19 protein-coding genes are annotated in these 16,077 nt (G+C 58.2%); 11 read left to right on the top strand and 8 right to left on the bottom strand.

The features are described 5' to 3' along the window. The first annotated feature begins 1 nt into the window (after position 1). Both AC2FJC_RS00285 and AC2FJC_RS00280 read left to right on the top strand, forming a co-directional pair. The gene (locus AC2FJC_RS00285; protein WP_496736426.1) at positions 2 to 781 is read left to right on the top strand and encodes a type III pantothenate kinase; all 780 of its coding nucleotides are present in this window, start codon (positions 2 to 4) and stop codon (positions 779 to 781) included. Next, positions 778 to 2,445 (top strand): ribonuclease J, encoded by a 1,668-nt coding sequence (locus tag AC2FJC_RS00280; RefSeq protein ID WP_496737982.1) that lies wholly within the window; start codon positions 778 to 780, stop codon positions 2,443 to 2,445. Before AC2FJC_RS00285 ends, AC2FJC_RS00280 begins: the two co-directional genes overlap by 4 nt. A 22-nt stretch (positions 2,446 to 2,467) precedes the next feature. On the opposite strand, the gene AC2FJC_RS00275 is transcribed toward AC2FJC_RS00280, so the two are convergent. Then, positions 2,468 to 3,169, bottom strand: coding sequence for an NUDIX hydrolase (locus AC2FJC_RS00275; protein WP_058279673.1), 702 nt, complete (start codon positions 3,167 to 3,169; stop codon positions 2,468 to 2,470). 25 nt (positions 3,170 to 3,194) lie between these two features. Next, positions 3,195 to 3,593 (bottom strand): DUF983 domain-containing protein, encoded by a 399-nt coding sequence (locus AC2FJC_RS00270; protein ID WP_058279642.1) that lies wholly within the window; start codon positions 3,591 to 3,593, stop codon positions 3,195 to 3,197. Positions 3,594 to 3,783: 190 nt separating this feature from the next. Here AC2FJC_RS00270 and AC2FJC_RS00265 point away from each other — a divergent pair, with 190 nt between their 5' ends. Genes AC2FJC_RS00265 through AC2FJC_RS00250 form a run of 4 tightly spaced genes read left to right on the top strand, consistent with a single transcriptional unit; the run spans position 3,784 to position 5,688 of the window. Further along, positions 3,784 to 4,251, top strand: a complete 468-nt coding sequence (locus AC2FJC_RS00265) for an EF-hand domain-containing protein (protein ID WP_496737981.1) — start codon at positions 3,784 to 3,786, stop codon at positions 4,249 to 4,251. 6 nt (positions 4,252 to 4,257) lie between these two features. Beyond that, on the top strand, positions 4,258 to 4,872 hold the full coding sequence (locus tag AC2FJC_RS00260; RefSeq protein WP_496737980.1) for an RNA polymerase sigma factor: 615 nt from the start codon (positions 4,258 to 4,260) through the stop codon (positions 4,870 to 4,872). Beyond that, on the top strand, positions 4,865 to 5,218 hold the full coding sequence (locus AC2FJC_RS00255) for a hypothetical protein (RefSeq protein ID WP_496737979.1): 354 nt from the start codon (positions 4,865 to 4,867) through the stop codon (positions 5,216 to 5,218). The genes AC2FJC_RS00260 and AC2FJC_RS00255 overlap by 8 nt, the downstream gene beginning before the upstream one ends. Next, the gene (locus tag AC2FJC_RS00250; RefSeq protein ID WP_496737978.1) at positions 5,215 to 5,688 is read left to right on the top strand and encodes a periplasmic heavy metal sensor; all 474 of its coding nucleotides are present in this window, start codon (positions 5,215 to 5,217) and stop codon (positions 5,686 to 5,688) included. The genes AC2FJC_RS00255 and AC2FJC_RS00250 overlap by 4 nt, the downstream gene beginning before the upstream one ends. Positions 5,689 to 5,693: 5 nt before the next feature. Here AC2FJC_RS00250 and AC2FJC_RS00245 read toward each other — a convergent pair whose 3' ends face one another. Further along, complete coding sequence (locus AC2FJC_RS00245; RefSeq protein WP_496737977.1) at positions 5,694 to 7,082, bottom strand: diguanylate cyclase; 1,389 nt, start codon at positions 7,080 to 7,082, stop codon at positions 5,694 to 5,696. A gap of 87 nt (positions 7,083 to 7,169) precedes the next feature. Here AC2FJC_RS00245 and AC2FJC_RS00240 point away from each other — a divergent pair, with 87 nt between their 5' ends. From AC2FJC_RS00240 to AC2FJC_RS00220, 5 genes are all read left to right on the top strand, one after another. Further along, on the top strand, positions 7,170 to 7,451 hold the full coding sequence (locus tag AC2FJC_RS00240) for a DUF3572 domain-containing protein (RefSeq protein ID WP_496737976.1): 282 nt from the start codon (positions 7,170 to 7,172) through the stop codon (positions 7,449 to 7,451). 25 nt (positions 7,452 to 7,476) lie between these two features. Continuing rightward, positions 7,477 to 8,169: an HAD family hydrolase gene (locus AC2FJC_RS00235; RefSeq protein WP_496724522.1), complete on the top strand. Its 693-nt coding sequence runs from the start codon at positions 7,477 to 7,479 to the stop codon at positions 8,167 to 8,169. 120 nt (positions 8,170 to 8,289) lie between these two features. Further along, positions 8,290 to 9,849, top strand: coding sequence for a trimethylamine methyltransferase family protein (locus AC2FJC_RS00230; RefSeq protein ID WP_496737975.1), 1,560 nt, complete (start codon positions 8,290 to 8,292; stop codon positions 9,847 to 9,849). A gap of 119 nt (positions 9,850 to 9,968) precedes the next feature. Further along, positions 9,969 to 10,556, top strand: coding sequence for a heme NO-binding domain-containing protein (locus AC2FJC_RS00225; RefSeq protein ID WP_496737974.1), 588 nt, complete (start codon positions 9,969 to 9,971; stop codon positions 10,554 to 10,556). After that, positions 10,553 to 11,560, top strand: coding sequence for a diguanylate cyclase domain-containing protein (locus AC2FJC_RS00220; RefSeq protein ID WP_496737973.1), 1,008 nt, complete (start codon positions 10,553 to 10,555; stop codon positions 11,558 to 11,560). The genes AC2FJC_RS00225 and AC2FJC_RS00220 overlap by 4 nt, the downstream gene beginning before the upstream one ends. Positions 11,561 to 11,593: 33 nt before the next feature. Here the strand turns inward: AC2FJC_RS00220 and AC2FJC_RS00215 are convergent, their stop codons facing one another. From AC2FJC_RS00215 to AC2FJC_RS00195, 5 genes are all read right to left on the bottom strand, one after another. Next, on the bottom strand, positions 11,594 to 12,292 hold the full coding sequence (locus tag AC2FJC_RS00215; RefSeq protein WP_496737972.1) for a CbiX/SirB N-terminal domain-containing protein: 699 nt from the start codon (positions 12,290 to 12,292) through the stop codon (positions 11,594 to 11,596). 70 nt (positions 12,293 to 12,362) lie between these two features. Continuing rightward, on the bottom strand, positions 12,363 to 13,295 hold the full coding sequence (locus AC2FJC_RS00210) for an AEC family transporter (RefSeq protein ID WP_496737971.1): 933 nt from the start codon (positions 13,293 to 13,295) through the stop codon (positions 12,363 to 12,365). Between the two features lie 63 nt (positions 13,296 to 13,358). Beyond that, positions 13,359 to 14,156, bottom strand: coding sequence for an MBL fold metallo-hydrolase (locus AC2FJC_RS00205; RefSeq protein ID WP_496737970.1), 798 nt, complete (start codon positions 14,154 to 14,156; stop codon positions 13,359 to 13,361). Next, complete coding sequence (locus AC2FJC_RS00200; RefSeq protein ID WP_496737969.1) at positions 14,153 to 14,959, bottom strand: TatD family hydrolase; 807 nt, start codon at positions 14,957 to 14,959, stop codon at positions 14,153 to 14,155. Before AC2FJC_RS00200 ends, AC2FJC_RS00205 begins: the two co-directional genes overlap by 4 nt. Beyond that, a complete protein-coding gene (locus tag AC2FJC_RS00195; protein ID WP_496737968.1) occupies positions 14,956 to 16,077 on the bottom strand; it encodes a DNA polymerase III subunit delta' in 1,122 nt (373 codons plus the stop codon). The genes AC2FJC_RS00200 and AC2FJC_RS00195 overlap by 4 nt, the downstream gene beginning before the upstream one ends.

The raw sequence follows: 16,077 nt of genomic DNA, 5'->3' as shown, positions 1-16,077 counted from the left end.
GATGCTTCTGGCAATTGATTGCGGCAACACGAACACTGTGTTCTCGATCTGGGACGGTGAAAAGTTTCTGTGCACCCTGCGCACATCGACCCACCATGCGCGCACGGCCGATGCTTACTTCACGTGGTATTCGACGCTGGTAAAACACTATGGGATCGAGGCTGAAATTACTGATGTGATCATCGCCTCGACCGTGCCGCGCGTTGTGTTCAACCTGCGGGTCTTTGCTGATCGGTTCTTTGGGTGTCGGCCGCTTGTCGTGGGCAAACCCGATTGCCTGTTGCCGATGAATCCGCGTGTTGACGAGGGTACAGTGCCCGGCCCGGATCGTCTGGCCAACGCGGTCGCTGCGTTTGACCGGCATGGCGGCAATGTGGTTGTCGTGGATTTTGGCACGGCGACGAACTTTGATGTTGTTGCGGCGGATGGGGCCTATGTCGGCGGGATCATTGCGCCGGGCGTGAACCTCAGCCTCGAGGCACTGCATCAGGGCGCGGCTGCCCTGCCGCATATCGATATCACCCGCCCTGAAAATGTGATTGGCACGAATACGGTTGGCTGTATCCAATCCGGCGTGTATTGGGGCTATTCCGGATTGATCGAGGGGCTGATTTCCCGGATCAAGGCGGAATATGGAATGCCGATGAAAGTCGTTGGAACCGGTGGGCTCGCGCCGCTGTTCGATCAGGCGGACGTGGGGTTTGACGCAATCGAAGATGATCTGACGATGCACGGCCTGACCGTGATTCATCGCTATAACAAGGACAATGGCTCGACATGAGCAGCGAAAGATTGATCTACCTACCGCTGGGTGGTGCCGGCGAAATTGGCATGAATGCCTATGTCTACGGCTATGGCAAACCCGGACAGGAACGGCTGATCCTTGTGGATCTGGGCGTGACATTTCCCGACATGGACACCACTCCGGGCGTTGACCTGATCCACGCGGACATCTCGTGGCTGCGCGAACGTGCCGACCGGCTGGAGGCCGTGTTCGTAACCCACGCACACGAGGACCACGTGGGCGCTGTGGCGCATTGCTATGAGGCGCTGGGTGCGCCTGTCTACGCACGGGCCTTCACTGCCAACATCTCGCGCCGCAAGATGGAAGAGCACGGACACCCCGAGGATGCCGTGCATACTGCATCGGCCTGGCCCGAACAGATTTCCGTTGGTCCGTTCAAGGTGGGTTTCCTGCCGGTCTCGCATTCGATCCCCGAAAGCGCTGCCCTGGTGATCGACACGCCAGAGGGGCGGATCGTACATACCGGCGACTTCAAGCTGGATGAAAATCCGATCGTTGGTGAACCTTTTGACCCCAACCTCTGGGCTGAGGTTGCCAAGTCTGGCGTCAAAGCGCTGGTGTGTGACAGTACGAACGTGTTTTCCCCCCATGCGGGTCGCTCGGAATCCGAGGTCGGTCCCGAGATCACCAAGCTGGTTGAGGAAGCCAGCGGCATGGTTGTCGCCACCACATTTGCGTCGAATGTCGCACGGGTTAAGACGCTGGCCGAGGCAGGTGAACGGGCGGGGCGCTCGGTCGTTCTGCTGGGTCGCGCGATGCGCCGGATGATCGAAGCCGCGACCGAAACGGGCATTCTGACCAGCTTTCCACGCGTCGTCAGCGCCGAAGAGGCTGTGGACATGCCGCGCCAGAACCTGATGCTGATCGTCACCGGCAGCCAGGGAGAACGCCGCGCGGCCAGCGCACAACTTGCGCGGGGCAAATACCGCGGGTTGGAACTGAAAGAGGGCGATCTGTTTCTCTTCTCGTCCAAAACCATCCCAGGCAACGAGCGTGGCGTGATTTTCATCATGAACCAGCTCAGTGAAAAGGGCGTGGATGTGGTCGATGACAGTGCGGGCCTGTACCATGTGTCTGGTCACGCCAACCGTCCGGATCTTGAGAAAGTACATGGGCTGGTCGATCCGCAGATGATCATTCCGATGCACGGTGAACATCGTCACCTGCGCGAGCATGCCAAACTGGCCGAAGCTGGTGGGCGTACCGGTATTCTGGCCGTAAACGGAACCATGCTGGATTTGACAGGGAATGCGCCACGGGTTGTCGATTATGTCGAAACCGGACGGACCTATCTGGACGGCACGGTCAAAGTTGGCGCCCTGGATGGGGTGGTGCGTGACCGGATTCGCATGGCGCTGAACGGGCACGTCACAGTCACGGTCATTCTGGACGAAGAGGACGAACCACTGGGCGAGCCGTGGTGCGATACGATGGGTCTGTCCGAGATTGGATCGTCCCGGGCTGCATTGGTTGAAGTTCTAGAAGAAGACCTGAATCAGTTCCTGATGCGGGCCGATGCCAAGACCCTGCGCGATGATGACAAACTGGAAGAGGCAATACGCCGGATTGTTCGCCAAACAGCAAAGACCGAGATTGGGAAAAAGCCCGAAGTCACCACGGTAATCAGCCGCATGAAATAACGTGTCTGAGGGCCACCGGCCCTCAGTCTGCTTCTGGCATGGGATAACCGCGAAGCTTGAGGAAAAGGCTTTCCTCCTCACTGTTCAGAAAGAACGGAACAGTTTCAGGTGGCGTTGGGTCTGTCACCCGAGCGGCGATTTCGGCCAGCACGACTTCTGTAATGAACGGCAGGTCGAATTCGCGCGCCCGGTCCAGCGGCACCCATTGCAGATGTGACAGCTCGTCCGAGGCGTGGCTGAAATCATCCAGATCGCCCTGTATTGCGGCGGCGTCCACCAGGAAAAAGCGTGCATCGAACCGGCGGGGTCGCCCAGGCGGGGTGACGGCACGAAAAACGAACTGAAGTGCTTGTGCCGATGGGCGGTATCCCATCTGCGCAAATGTCGCCCAATCTTCGGTCCGCGGGCCCGCCCAATCACCTGGTTGGCCCAAAATCAGTCCGGTTTCTTCCCAAAGCTCTCGGATCGCCGCCGCCGCCAAGGCATTTTGCAGCCCGGCTTGTGACCGCTCCGCAAGGCGATCACAGCACACAGCGGGCAGATCTGTTGACAGTGCAACATCTGCATCAGACGCATCGACAGCGCCGCCTGGAAAGACAAATTTGTTGGGCATGAACGCGGCTTTTGCACCGCGTTGCCCCATCAGGATGGATGGATTGGTCAGACGATCCCGCAAAACGATGACTGTCGCCGCGTCGCGTATGGCTGTTTTGTCCACCGTCATCCGTTGCTCAACTTGCGGTCCAAGATCACGCGGACTGGCCAAAGCCGTGCATGCGACGAGCCCATTGATAGGCGACAACTGCCCCTTTCAATCGTGGCAGCAGGAATAGTGACAGGGCAGTACAGCCAATTGCCAAAACCAGGAACATCGTCAGGGGCTCTGGGCGCCAATGGACATAAGACAAGTGCAGCGCCGGTGCCAGCAGGTGACCCACCAGAAGAATCGTCAGATAGGCCGGCCCGTCATCGGCGCGATGGTGAAACAGCTCTTGTCCGCAATTCGAACATTCGTTGTTAACCTTGAGGTAGCTGTGCAGCAGTTTGCCTTCGCCGCAATTTGGGCAACGGCAACGGAACCCTTTGACCAGTGCTGGCTTTGTCGGGCGGTCTTCTACATCGTGGGTTTCGATCGTCTGATCTGTCATGTTGATACTCGCGCGTTCCAATGATGAGGATATAACGCTTGTTTGTAGCTTCGGGAAAGGGGGTGCGTCGCTTTGCATCGCCATAACGTTTTCAAAAAAGTTTCACTTCCTGCGACGGAATGGGGTGCCTGCCCCGTTTGAACCTATGTAAGCAGCGGCAATGGCGCCGCGAAAACAAGGGAAAAACGTTATGAAAAGCGCCAAATTCATTCCGGCAATCATTGTGTCCGCAGTGGCAATCACCGGCACATCCGTTTTCGCCGCAGGCGGTAAAGATCGCGAACCTGTGACCTTCCAACAGCTCGATGCGAACGGTGACGGGCAGGTGACTAAGGAAGAAATGCAGGCTCATCGGAATCAGCGTTTCACCAATGCCGACACCGATGGCGACGGCCAGCTGAGCGTCGAAGAGATGCAGACAGCAGGTCAAAAGAAGGCCAACGAACGTGTTACGAAGATGTTTGAACGCAACGATGCCAACAAGGACGGTTTTCTGAGCGAAGACGAGTTGCCCAAGCCGCGCCGTGCTGACAAGATGTTTGACCGGATCGACGCGAACGACGATGGCGCCATCTCGGAAGGGGAATTTGCCGATGCAAAAGACAGAATGGGGAAGCGCCACAAGAAACATGGGAAAGCGGACTCTGACGACAGCTGATGCGGGATGGAGGACCTGACCTCTGCTCCACAAGATGTTCGCGGCGTGGATTACGCCGCGGACGAACTGGGCGACGATGTGTTGCTCAGGCAGTTTGCCAATGGCGATGCTGCAGCGGCGCGCGTTCTCACCGATCGGCTTGCACCGCGCAGCTTTTCAGTGGCCCTGCGATTTCTGGGTAACCGCGCCGAGGCTGAAGATGTGACACAAGATGCGATGATGCGCCTGTGGCAGATGGCACCCGATTGGGTGCCCGGTCAGGCCAAAGTATCGACATGGCTTTATCGCGTGACGCTAAATCTGTGTGTTGATCTGCGCCGCAAAAAGACGCCGGACCGACTGGCGGATGTGCCAGAGCCAGCAGATGAAAAGGCCAGTGCAGCCGATCGTCTACAAGACGCAGCCCGAAAGGATGCGCTGCAAATGGCACTATCAGAACTGCCTGAACGTCAGCGACAAGCTGTTGTTTTGCGGCATATTGAGGAATTGCCCAACCCCGAAATCGCTGGGATCATGGGCATTTCGGTGGAAGCGGTGGAAAGCCTTACGGCACGAGGAAAACGGTCGTTAGCGGCGATTCTGGCCGGGCGACGTGATGAATTGGGGTACGACGATGACTGACGACAAAGACAATCTGGATCTGTTGTTCGCCCAAGCCCGGCAGGATCGGCAAGAGTTGCCGGATGATCTGGCTGTGCGCATTCTCACCGACGCGGAATCTGTTCGGCTGGGTCGCCTGAAACCAGATGAGCCAAAGACCAACTCTCTGTGGGCGCGTCTGCTGGCCGGGTTTGGCGGCTGGCAGGGAATGGGCGGTTTGGTTGCAGCCAGTATGGCGGGCGTTTGGATCGGCTTTTCAGCACCGGAATTTCTGCCTGATCCCGCCAATTACATCTACGCGCAGGATGTTAGTTTCGTGGTCGCTGACCTAAGTCTGGATACGAGTTTTCTGGAGGACGCCGAATGAGCGATAGTCCCAAACCCAAAAACCGCTGGATGTCGGTTCTACTGGTCATCTCGCTGGCCTTGAACCTGCTGATCGTCGGCGTTGCCCTGGGGACCGCACTGCGGGTCAAAGGGGGGGATCATGCAAAATCTCCGCCAGGTTTTGGTTCGGCGCTGTATCGTGCGCTGCCAAAGGAAGAGCGTAAAGCCATGCGGGGCGAGCTGTTCGACCGACACAAAAAGGGTGCACACAGCCGATCCCAGGATTTTGCCCAACTCAGCACTGCTTTGCGGGCAAATCCCTTTGACGCAGTAGCGGTTCAGGCCCTGCTGGACCAGCAAGCGCAGTCCATGGCGGACCTGCAGAACGCGCTGCAGCAAGAGTGGTTGGCCCGGGTTGAAGCCATGAGCGATGAAGATCGTCTGGTCTATGCCGACCGGTTGGAAGAGGTCGTTAAACGAGGCCCGCGTGGCCACAAGAAAAAGGACTGAGGGTCTCAGGCAGCGCTCTGCCTGATCCTTACTTGATTGCGACCTGCCTTCTTGGCTGCATAAAGTGCAGTATCGGCGGATTTCAGCAACCGCTCCACCGGGTCACCAAGGGGCAGGGGCGGGTTCGGTGCAGTCAGGCCGATGCTGATGGTGACAGGCACGGCGGCCGAGATATCGGGAAGCGAAAACGGTGCCTTGCTGATACAGTCACGCAGTGTCTTTGCTAGATCCATCGCCCCCGCCTGAGAGCTGTCGGGCAGGCCGATAATAAACTCCTCCCCTCCGATGCGCGCGACAAAACCCGCCGCGCCAACCGTGCGCTTCATGCGTTTTGCGGCCTCGGTCAAAACCTGGTCGCCACTGACATGCCCAAAACGGTCGTTGATGGTTTTGAAATGATCCAGGTCTGCCAGCATGACAACAAAACCGTGACCAGATCGCGATGGCTGTCGCGCCATCTGATCCATGGCTTTCATTGCATAGCGACGGTTGTGCAACCCGGTCAGCGGATCGACCCACGACTCGGCCAGCCCACGCCTTAATGAGGCGCGTATTTGGTCCATTCGGGCCTTTCGCGCGATCTGGTTATCCAGATGCAGTTGAACCTCTTCGACGTAGAACCCCCCCATGCAAACGGCGTCAGCGCCACGATCCAGCGCCTCGCTCGCCATTGTCGCGTTTTCATCGGCCAAGACGGCGATTAATACGGTATGCCGAGTTGCCCCCCGTGACTTCAGATCCGCCAACGCATTCAGCCCCGTGGCGGTCGTTCCTATTTCGACCAGAATCGCATCCGGTACCGGACCCGACAACAAGGCGCGCATGTTCGAAGCTGCATGTGTGCTTAGGCTGTGATGTGATCTCTCGGACAATGCGGTTTTCCACAATGTCCCGATCCGGCTGTTCTGAGTCAGTATGGCCACATGGGCCGATTTCGACGGCGTAATCAGCACGGTCGCGGGTTCTGCAAATCCGACTGGATGTGATCCGTCGCCCAGCTGAAGCTCTTGCGTATCAGCGCGCGCGCGCAGCAGGCTGCGAATTCGCGCCAGAAGCAGGGTGTCCTTGAACGGGGCCGCCAACACGTCGTCCAACCCATCCGCCAATGCCTGCAACCTTGCCGCCTTGTCGTTCTGCGGTGCGATTGCAACGACCGGTACATCGGCCAGTTCCGGATTGGCCATCACCAGTCTTTTGACGTCCGCAGCCGAGCCATCGGGCAGCGTTTGTGCCACCAGCACCAGATCGGGGCGCGTACGACTTAGCAACCCGGCCAGCCCATGGAGCTTTTCAGCCTGAACCACGTGATACCACGCCGCCGTCAGCTGAACTTTTAGCATAATGCGATTGGTCGAAGTCCCGTCGAGGACAAGAATGGTTCCTTGCACGGACATATCTATCACCGTTGATTGCATGCGTTGCCAAAGTGTTTATGAGTCTGGTTAACAAACCCTTTCCAAGTGCATACCTGAGGCCTCTTTATGCCGATCACCGCCCAATCCGCCGAAACGCTTGCCCTGAACGTCCTTGGCTGGCTGGTCGGGAATGACGAATTGCTGCCGATTTTTCTGGGTTCGACGGGCGCATCCACCAAGGATCTGCGGATTCGCGCATCAGAGCCGGAGTTCCTGAATTCGGTTCTAGAATTCTTGATGCTTGACGATTCGTGGGTGATCGCCTTTTGTGACGCCAATTCCGTGCCCTATGACCTGCCGGGCCAGGCGCGGGCTGTTTTGTCCGGTGGCGACGTTCACTGGACCTGATTCAATTCACTGACAGGAGCATGTAATGCCCATCGATGCGATCTTGTTCGACAAGGACGGAACACTGTTTGACTTTGCGAACACATGGGGTGGTTTCGGGCGCAGCGTGTTGGAAAAGCTGTCAGATGGCGACCAAAAACGGGCTGCCGAACTGGGCCAGGCCATCGGATTTGATCCGGTTTCGGAAGAATATGCTGACGACAGCATCGTGATTGCGGGGACCGTCGAAGAGATCGCCGAAGCTCTTGCGCCCTATTTCCCGGATATGCCCAGCGATGAGCTGATTGACATTTTGAACACGGAATCGGCGACGGCGACACAGGCGCCGGCTGTTCCTCTGGTTCCCTTCCTCGATGCTTTGCGGCAGGCGGGTCTAAAACTGGGTGTAGCCACGAACGACGGGGAGATGCCTGCGCTGCAACATCTCGCCTCGGTCGGGATTCGCGACCACTTCGATTTTGTTGCTGGCTACGACAGCGGCCATGGGTTCAAACCCGGACCCGGGCAATTGATTGCATTTGCGACCCATGTTGGTGTCGACCCGTCACGCGTGGCCATGGTGGGGGACAGCCTGCATGATCTTCAGGCCGGGCGTGCAGCGGGAATGACTACAATTGGGGTGCTAACCGGGCTGGCCCCGGCTGAGGCACTTGCGCCGATGGCAGATGTCGTGCTGCCGGACATCGGTCACATTCCCGCCTGGTTGGCTGAAAACTGATCCAGCTTCGGCTGAATTCGACTGTCCAAGTAATAAAACCGACAAACCTTGTCGCAGATAGAGCGGCCACTGGGCTGACTTCGGGGCTTGCTTGAAGAAAGCAAGTTCCGGAGGGTTCCAATGGCTGACACACAAACTCGCAAACGTCGCGGAGGGGGACGGGCAGGTGCGGCGGCACGCAGGGGCAGCGCGGTGATCGACCAAATGCCGTGGAATCCGCCGATCAACATCGACAAACCCACCGAACCGTTGGATCAAGCTGGCATCGAAGCGATCCACGAGGGGGCCATGCGCATCCTCGAAGAGATCGGGATCGAGTTCTACAACGAAGAAGCGCTTGGTATCCTGAAAGAGGCGGGCTGTACGATCAATGGCGACAACGTTCGTATGGGTCGTGACTTTGTGATGGAAATGGTGGCCAAAGCGCCATCAAAGTTCACGATCACTCCACGGAATCCTGACAAGACGATTGAGGTTGGTGGCAAAACCCTGCTGTTCGGGAACGTCTCCTCTCCGCCGAACTACTGGGATCTTGAGATCGGCACCAAGGTGGCAGGTAATCGCGAGATGTGCCGGAATCTGCTGAAGCTGACACAGTATTTCAACTGTATCCACTTTGCCGGGGGCTACCCGGTCGAGCCGGTCGATATCCACGCCAGCGTTCGGCATCTGGACGTTCTCTATGACAAGCTGACGCTGACCGACAAGGCAATGCATGCCTATTCGCTGGGCAAAGAACGGGTCGAGGACGTGATGGAAATGGTCCGGATCGCTGGGGGTCACAGCCATGAAGAGTTCGAGGCGACTCCGCGGATGTATACCAACATCAACTCGACCTCGCCGTTGAAACATGATCATCCGATGATTGACGGCTGTTTGCGCCTAGCGCGGCGCGGGCAGGCGATTGTCGTGACGCCGTTCACACTGGCAGGTGCGATGGCGCCAGTCACGATGGCGGGCGCGGTTGCGCAATCTCTGGCCGAGGCATTGTGCGCAATTGCGCTGTTCCAATATGTCCGGCCCGGAATTCCCTGTGTTATCGGGACGTTCACGTCCAACGTTGACATGAAATCTGGCGCACCTGCGTTTGGAACGCCCGAATATATGCGCTCAACCCAGATGACCGGCCAAATGGCGCGCTACTATGGCTTGCCCATGCGGTCGTCAGGTGTGTGTGCGGCAAACGTGCCGGATGGGCAATCGGTGTGGGAGACATCGAACTCGCTTTGGGCTGCGGTGCAGTCGGGTAGTAACATGGTGTATCACGCGGCCGGGTGGCTTGAGGGCGGGCTGATTGCTAGCCCCGAAAAATTCATCATGGATTGCGAAATTCTACAGCAAATCCAGCGATACATGCAGCCCGAGATCACAGCGACAGGCCCGGACGAAATCGCGCTGGATGCAATCAAGGCCGTTGGGAACGATGGCCATTTCTTTGGTATTCAGCACACCCAGGACCGCTACACGACCGCGTTCTATCAGCCGTTCCTAAGCGATTGGAAAAATTACGAAGGCTGGGACGTTGCAGGTGGTATCTGGACGGCCGAGCGCGCCCACCACATGTTCAAGGAAATCGTAACCAGCTTTGAGCCCCCGCCGATAGATGACGGGATTCGTGAAGAGCTGGAGGATTTTGTTGCCCGCCGAAAGGACGAGGGTGGCGCGCCGACGGATTTCTAATGTAACAACAATAACTTCCAGATTGAGACTCTGTCGGATAGTCATCCACGCATCGTGTTTTTTGGTATTTGTTAAGGATTATCTGAGCAGATTGGGGTGTAACCAATTTGGGGCATCTCATGCATGGTCTGATCAATCGGGCAATACAGTCATTTGTTTGCGCGACCTATGGACAACCCTGCTGGCTGCGGGTGACCGAGGCCGCGGGCCTGGGTTTTTCCGAGTTTGAGGCAATGCTGCTTTATGACGACGCCATGACCGCGCAGGTTTTGGACGCGCTAAGTGCTGACTTGAATCGCCCACGGGCCGAGATACTGGAAGATCTTGGAACCTATTTGGTGTCGCACCCGAATATGGAAGGTTTGCGCCGACTGCTTCGATTCGGCGGTGTGACATATGTCGAGTTTTTGCACTCACTGGATGACCTGTCAGACCGTGCCCGACTAGCGGTTTCGGATCTGCGCCTGCCGATGCTGGAACTGCAAGAGGTGTCACCAGCAGAGTATCGTCTGCACTGCTATTCTGGCATGCCGGGCTATTCCAGCGTGATGGTGGGCGTATTGCGGGCCATAGCGGATGACTATGGTGCATTGGCCATGCTGTCGCATGAAGGGGCGCAGGGCGAGGCCGAAGTCATCACAATCGTCCTCGTGGAAAGTGCCTTTGCCGAAGGGCGTCATTTCGATCTTGGGGCGCGCAAGTCATGATGCAAGCCTCTGAACTCTCGGCTCTTTTGGACACGTTGTGCCCCATGTTCGTGATGGTGGACAACAAAGGCAGGATCGTAAACGCGGGACCAACGCTGCAAAAGCTTCGCCCGGACCATCCGATGCGGGGTCGCGGTTTTCTGGACGTTTTTGAACTGGTAAGACCACGAGCAGTGACAACGATTTCCGCGCTGCTGTCTCTGCCCGGTGGCAAGGTGCATCTGAAGTTTCACGACGAACCCCGGACCGCGCTGACGGGGCTGGTCGCTCCTTTGCCAAAGGAGAGCGGGGCAATCATCAACCTGTCCTTCGGGATTTCTATCCTGGACGCTGTTCGTGACTATGCTCTGACCAGCGCGGATTTCTCTGGCACGGATCTGTCGATTGAACTGCTGTATCTGGTTGAGGCGAAAACAGCCGCGATGGAGGCGTCGCGCTCACTGAACCTGCGGCTGCAGGGGGCCATGTTGGCCGCTGAAGAGCAGGCGGTGACAGACATGTTGACCGGGTTGAAAAACCGCCGCGCGATGGACGTGGTCCTTGGCCACCTGATCTCGGGCAATTGCGCCTTTGCGCTTATGCATTTGGACTTGGACTTCTTCAAAAGTGTCAACGACCGCCTTGGCCATGCGGCGGGGGACTTTGTGTTGCAACAGGCTGCGCGCATAATGGAGGAAGAGACCCGAAATGAGGACACGGTCGCTCGGGTCGGTGGTGATGAGTTTGTAATAATTTTTAAAGGTCTGGTCGACGAAAATGTCCTCTCTGACATAGCAGGACGCCTGATCAGTCGGCTATGCCAACCCATGATGTTTCAGGGTGCCCCGTGTAGGATTTCGGCAAGCATCGGAACGGCCTTGTCCACGCAGTTCGGCAATCCGGAAGCGGCAGAGCTGCTGAATGCAGCCGATCAGGCGCTGTACGAGGCAAAGCGGCAGGGACGGTCGCGGCATTGTCTGTTCTCGGAGCTTGCGGCCTATGGGCTGAAATCGGCCAGTTCGTAATAACATCTGATCCCACGCGGTCAGTTATTTAGGCTAATCCTGCGTAAAAGCACGCGTCAGAGTTCTCGCAATATGGCGTTTGATTGGGGGAAGCTCTCCGACAACCGGCATCACGTGCCCATTGAACCGCGCTCGCTCTAGCTCCTGTGGCACGTCCTCCAAAACATGCCCACCCGTGCAAGCAAAGAAGGGCAGGCACAGAGATTGATCGCCAGCCCCGGTCGCGGCTTCAGCAATGGACGGGGCCTCTTCCACAAACCCGACGCGGATGGATTGGAAGGTCACGCACCCGGCCAATTCCTTAGAAAATTCAATGGCGACAGCTGATGGGTTGCGGCTGCGACCCGATCCGTGTGCAGCCAGAACCAGATCGGTTTTGTCCGCGTCCCACCCCTTGTTCAACAGCGTATCCTGCAACGCGCCCGCAGCCAAAGCGGGGAGTTTAGAGTCAACGCCCAGCGGGTCCAGAATTCGGATATTTCTATCACCCAGACGCTTAGGCAGCGCACGTGTCACGAACCACCCCTTGGCCATGAAAAGGGGATAGATGACAGTGTCGTCGGGCAGTTCATCCAAACGAGCCTCCAGCAATCCAGGCGCAGCAAGCGTAGCTGAACTAACGCTGACGCCATCGCAATACGCATCGACCTCTGCCGCATATGAAGCTAGCGCCGCATCAGCAGGGGCCGGGTCCGAGGGTTGGCCGTGGGCGACGATCAGGGCGTGCGGCATTTAGGAGTATCCTGTGGCTTTTCAGTTAGGTGTGTCCGGCTGGTGCAAAGTCAATCCATGGGACGTCACGCTATCCCAATAATGTCAGCCAAAGCCAGACTGTCAGGATCGAGACGCCGGTTCCGACCAGAACGGACGAGGCCGCGACCCGTTTTGCCCGTCCGTACATATTGGCAAAGATGTAAGCATTGAAACCGGGCGCCATCGCTGCCGTCAGCACACCTGAGCGGAACAGGTCCTGTGGCAGACCAACTGTTGAGCCGAATAACCAGACAAGACTGGGATGCAGCATCAGGGATATCGCGCAAACAAAGGCGATGGCGCGCAGGTCGCCTTCGGGCTTGTATTTCACCAGCACTCCGCCAAGCGCGAACAGCGCCCCGGGCAGGGCGGCGCGGGTCACAAGGCCCAGGGCTTCGTCCACGACCGCAGGTATGCCAATACCAGACAGGTTCACTGCAAAACCCAGCGCGATGCCAAGGATTAGTGCATTGCGGAACATGGCCGACAAGATGGATTTGACCATGCGTGGACCGCCCTGGCCGCGATTTCGAATAACCTCCATCACCGTGATGCCAACGCCGTAGCAAAAGGGCGAATGGAAGGCGATGATCGCATAATTGCCGGTCAGGTTTTCGGGGCCATAGGCGCGTTCGGTAATCGGCAGTCCCAATAGGACAGAGTTTGAGAACAGACAGCAAAACCCTATGGCGACGCAATCTTCCCAATCCCGGCCAAAGATAAACCGTGCACCGAACAGACCGGCCGTGAAGCATAATCCAGCTGCTGAGTAGAAGCTGACTAGAAGCCGAGGATCAAAACTGGCACTCAGATCCAGATGTGAGATTGCAAGGAACAGCAGGCATGGGATTGCAAAGCCCTGGGTGAACTTCATCAATCCATCGATGTGAATTTCCTTGAAATACCCCAACCGGGTCGAGGCATAACCTGCTCCGATCACAAGGAAAACCGGTAGAATGACGTCGATCAGACTTTGAAGCATAGCACCGCTTTGCAGGCTGGGCCGACGCAGGATTGCTGCGTCTCAGGTCGGTTGCGTGGGGTCTTAGAGCGCCTGATGGATCACCATTCCGTCATAGGCAGGGGTGATGTTGTCGGCGGTTTCCGCGTCAACCGTGGCATAGTCCAGATCGATATGCATGTTGGTCAGGACCGCGCGCTTGGGGTTCAGTTGTTCGATCCAGCCCAGCGTCCTTTCCAAATGCGCATGGGTCGGGTGAGGTTTCCGACGTAGCGCGTCGATCACTAGACAATCCAACCCTTCCATCGTCGCCCAGGCTTCGTCGTAGATTTCCGCCACATCCGGCAGGTACGCCAGGTTGCCAATCCGGAAACCAAGCGAGTCGATCGAGCCGTGGTTGACCTTGAATGGATGGAACGGAATCGGGCCGCCGGGGCCGTCTACCTCGAACGGGCCGTCGATGGACTTCAGGTCAAGGATTGGCGGATAAGGCGAGCCTTCGGGCTGGACAAAGGCGTAACCGAACCGTCCCAACAAGGCGTTTTGCGTGTCGCCATCGGCCCACACGGGCACTCGTTCGCGCATGTTAAACACGATCATACGCAGGTCATCGATGCCGTGAACATGATCCGCGTGCGAATGGGTGTAGATCACGCCATCCAGCCGCCCGGTCCCGCTGTCGAGCAATTGGCTACGCATGTCGGGGGTGGTGTCAATCAGCACCGAGGTTGTACCGTCCGGCCCGTCCCGTTCCACCAGCATTGAACAGCGGCGACGGATGTTTTTGGGGTTCTTGGGGTCGCAATCGCCCCAATGCCCGCCCAGCCGGGGGACGCCGCCGGATGATCCGCAGCCAAGGATGGTGCATCGCAATTCGGTCATGCAGCCGCCTTGTAGGTCGCTGCTTTGGTGAACAACCGGTCAAAATTTGCCTGCGTTTGGGCAGCAAAATCGACGTAGTCCATCCCAAACACCTCGGCCCCCTTGCGCGCTGTGTGGGCGGTATAGGCGGGCTCGTTCCGCTTGCCGCGATACGGGGGTGGGGCCAGGTATGGCGCGTCGGTTTCAACAAGGATGCGGTCGACTGGGGCGCTGGCAAAGATGTCGCGCAGCTCCTGGCTTTTGGGGAATGCTGTGATGCCGGACATCGACAAATAGAACCCCAGCTCAAGGGCGGCTTTGGCCAGTTCGGCAGAGGACGAAAAGCAATGCATCACGCAGGAATAGGGCGCGTTGCGGTGTTCCTCAGCCAGAATGCGGGCCATGTCGTCATCGGCGGCACGGGCGTGGATGATCAGGGGCAGGCCAGTGCGATGGGCGGCCTCAATATGTACCCGCAATGATTGCTTCTGCACCGCTGCGCTGTCGGCGGTATAGTGATAATCCAGCCCGGTTTCGCCGATACCTACAAATTTAGGGTGCCGGGACAAGGCGACGAGTTCATCGACCGATGCCATCGGCTCATCAGCGGCGCTCATAGGGTGCGTTCCAGCCGCGTAGAAGACGGGCGCGTGGGCCTCGGCAATGGCGCGGACGGTTGGTTCGTTCCGCAAGCGGGTGCAAATTGTTACCATGCGGGTCACGCCAGCCTCGGCAGCATTGGCCACGATCTGATCCAACTGACCTTCGAAATCGGGGAAGTCCAGATGGCAATGGCTGTCGGTGATTTCGGGGGGATTGCTCATCTGCTCTGACCGGCGGTTTCCTGTATCTTGAACACCGTATCTAGGACCAGAGCGGCAGGGTCAAGGTTCACCGCCTGCCCATGACGCGCGCGTGCGGTGATCACCGCTGCGACCTCGGCCCATTTTCGGGCCTGCTGCGGTGACGCAGACAGGCGGGCAAGGGTTTCTGCCTCGTTCGGCGCGGCCTCGGGCATCGGGGCCGCGCCGGTTGCACCGGTCAGCGCAAGCCGGGACAGGGCGACGTCGATCAACGTCAGTAACAGTTCAAACCGCTCGGCCGCGCCGCGTTGGGCGGCAGCCTCGGCCAAGGCCAACGCGCGCTGACGGTCCATTCGGGGCAGGGTGCCCAGAATGGCAATCAGCTCGGCATAGATTTCCAGCCCGCCCAGGTTGATCAGGCGCACCGCATCACCCACGGATCCGGCAGCCAGTGCAGCCAAATGATCCGCCTTGCCCGGCATTTCTGTGCCGGTCTGCATCAGCGCGGCTTCCATATCCTCAGATCCCAGCGGAGACAGGCGCAGTGTCCGGCACCGGGATCGGATTGTCGGCAGCAGGCGCGACGGCTGGTGCGAGATCAGCAGCAGGGTGGTGCGGGCCGGGGGCTCCTCGAGCATTTTCAACAGCGCGTTGGCGGCGCTGACATTCATCTCATCCGCGGCATCCACGATCACAACGCGACGGCCACCGTCAGTCGAGGAAAGGCCGAAGAACTTGCCAAGCTTGCGGATATCATCAACCACAATCTCATTACGCAACCGCCCCTGATCGTTCAGAGATCGGGTAATTGCGGCCAAGCCGGGCTCGGCCCCAGCCTGAATACGGTGCGCGACGGGGTGTTCAGGATCGATCTCAAGGCTATCGGGCGGTGGCGGTGCACCAAATAGCCCGTCATCCTCAGTCGGAGGTGTTGTCAGTAGAAATCGCGCGATCCGCCAGGCCAGCGTCGCCTTGCCGACCCCACGTGGACCAGTAATCAACCAGCCGTGGTGCAGACGCTCAGAGGTATAGGCACTTAGAAAAGCCTGTTCCGCCGCGTCCTGACCAAACAGGCGCAGTGTCTCGCGCGGGTGTGGGGCACCGGGTGCCTGATCCGGGGTTGGGGTGTCGTCGCTCAT

The sequence above is a fragment of the Ruegeria sp. CDSB117 genome (assembly GCF_059611005.1).
Note: the sequence above shows the minus strand (reverse complement) of the source record. Positions and strands in the feature narration are given on the sequence as shown.

Excerpts from the sequence above, each read along its gene's own strand:
- AC2FJC_RS00285 (WP_496736426.1), top strand. The coding sequence starts at position 2 with ATGCTTCTGGCAATTGATTGCGGCAACACGAACACTGTGTTCTCGATC.
- AC2FJC_RS00280 (WP_496737982.1), top strand. The coding sequence starts at position 778 with ATGAGCAGCGAAAGATTGATCTACCTACCGCTGGGTGGTGCCGGCGAA.
- AC2FJC_RS00275 (WP_058279673.1), bottom strand. The coding sequence starts at position 3,169 with ATGACGGTGGACAAAACAGCCATACGCGACGCGGCGACAGTCATCGTT.
- AC2FJC_RS00270 (WP_058279642.1), bottom strand. The coding sequence starts at position 3,593 with ATGACAGATCAGACGATCGAAACCCACGATGTAGAAGACCGCCCGACA.
- AC2FJC_RS00265 (WP_496737981.1), top strand. The coding sequence starts at position 3,784 with ATGAAAAGCGCCAAATTCATTCCGGCAATCATTGTGTCCGCAGTGGCA.
- AC2FJC_RS00260 (WP_496737980.1), top strand. The coding sequence starts at position 4,258 with ATGGAGGACCTGACCTCTGCTCCACAAGATGTTCGCGGCGTGGATTAC.
- AC2FJC_RS00255 (WP_496737979.1), top strand. The coding sequence starts at position 4,865 with ATGACTGACGACAAAGACAATCTGGATCTGTTGTTCGCCCAAGCCCGG.
- AC2FJC_RS00250 (WP_496737978.1), top strand. The coding sequence starts at position 5,215 with ATGAGCGATAGTCCCAAACCCAAAAACCGCTGGATGTCGGTTCTACTG.
- AC2FJC_RS00245 (WP_496737977.1), bottom strand. The coding sequence starts at position 7,082 with ATGTCCGTGCAAGGAACCATTCTTGTCCTCGACGGGACTTCGACCAAT.
- AC2FJC_RS00240 (WP_496737976.1), top strand. The coding sequence starts at position 7,170 with ATGCCGATCACCGCCCAATCCGCCGAAACGCTTGCCCTGAACGTCCTT.
- AC2FJC_RS00235 (WP_496724522.1), top strand. The coding sequence starts at position 7,477 with ATGCCCATCGATGCGATCTTGTTCGACAAGGACGGAACACTGTTTGAC.
- AC2FJC_RS00230 (WP_496737975.1), top strand. The coding sequence starts at position 8,290 with ATGGCTGACACACAAACTCGCAAACGTCGCGGAGGGGGACGGGCAGGT.
- AC2FJC_RS00225 (WP_496737974.1), top strand. The coding sequence starts at position 9,969 with ATGCATGGTCTGATCAATCGGGCAATACAGTCATTTGTTTGCGCGACC.
- AC2FJC_RS00220 (WP_496737973.1), top strand. The coding sequence starts at position 10,553 with ATGATGCAAGCCTCTGAACTCTCGGCTCTTTTGGACACGTTGTGCCCC.
- AC2FJC_RS00215 (WP_496737972.1), bottom strand. The coding sequence starts at position 12,292 with ATGCCGCACGCCCTGATCGTCGCCCACGGCCAACCCTCGGACCCGGCC.
- AC2FJC_RS00210 (WP_496737971.1), bottom strand. The coding sequence starts at position 13,295 with ATGCTTCAAAGTCTGATCGACGTCATTCTACCGGTTTTCCTTGTGATC.
- AC2FJC_RS00205 (WP_496737970.1), bottom strand. The coding sequence starts at position 14,156 with ATGACCGAATTGCGATGCACCATCCTTGGCTGCGGATCATCCGGCGGC.
- AC2FJC_RS00200 (WP_496737969.1), bottom strand. The coding sequence starts at position 14,959 with ATGAGCAATCCCCCCGAAATCACCGACAGCCATTGCCATCTGGACTTC.
- AC2FJC_RS00195 (WP_496737968.1), bottom strand. The coding sequence starts at position 16,077 with ATGAGCGACGACACCCCAACCCCGGATCAGGCACCCGGTGCCCCACAC.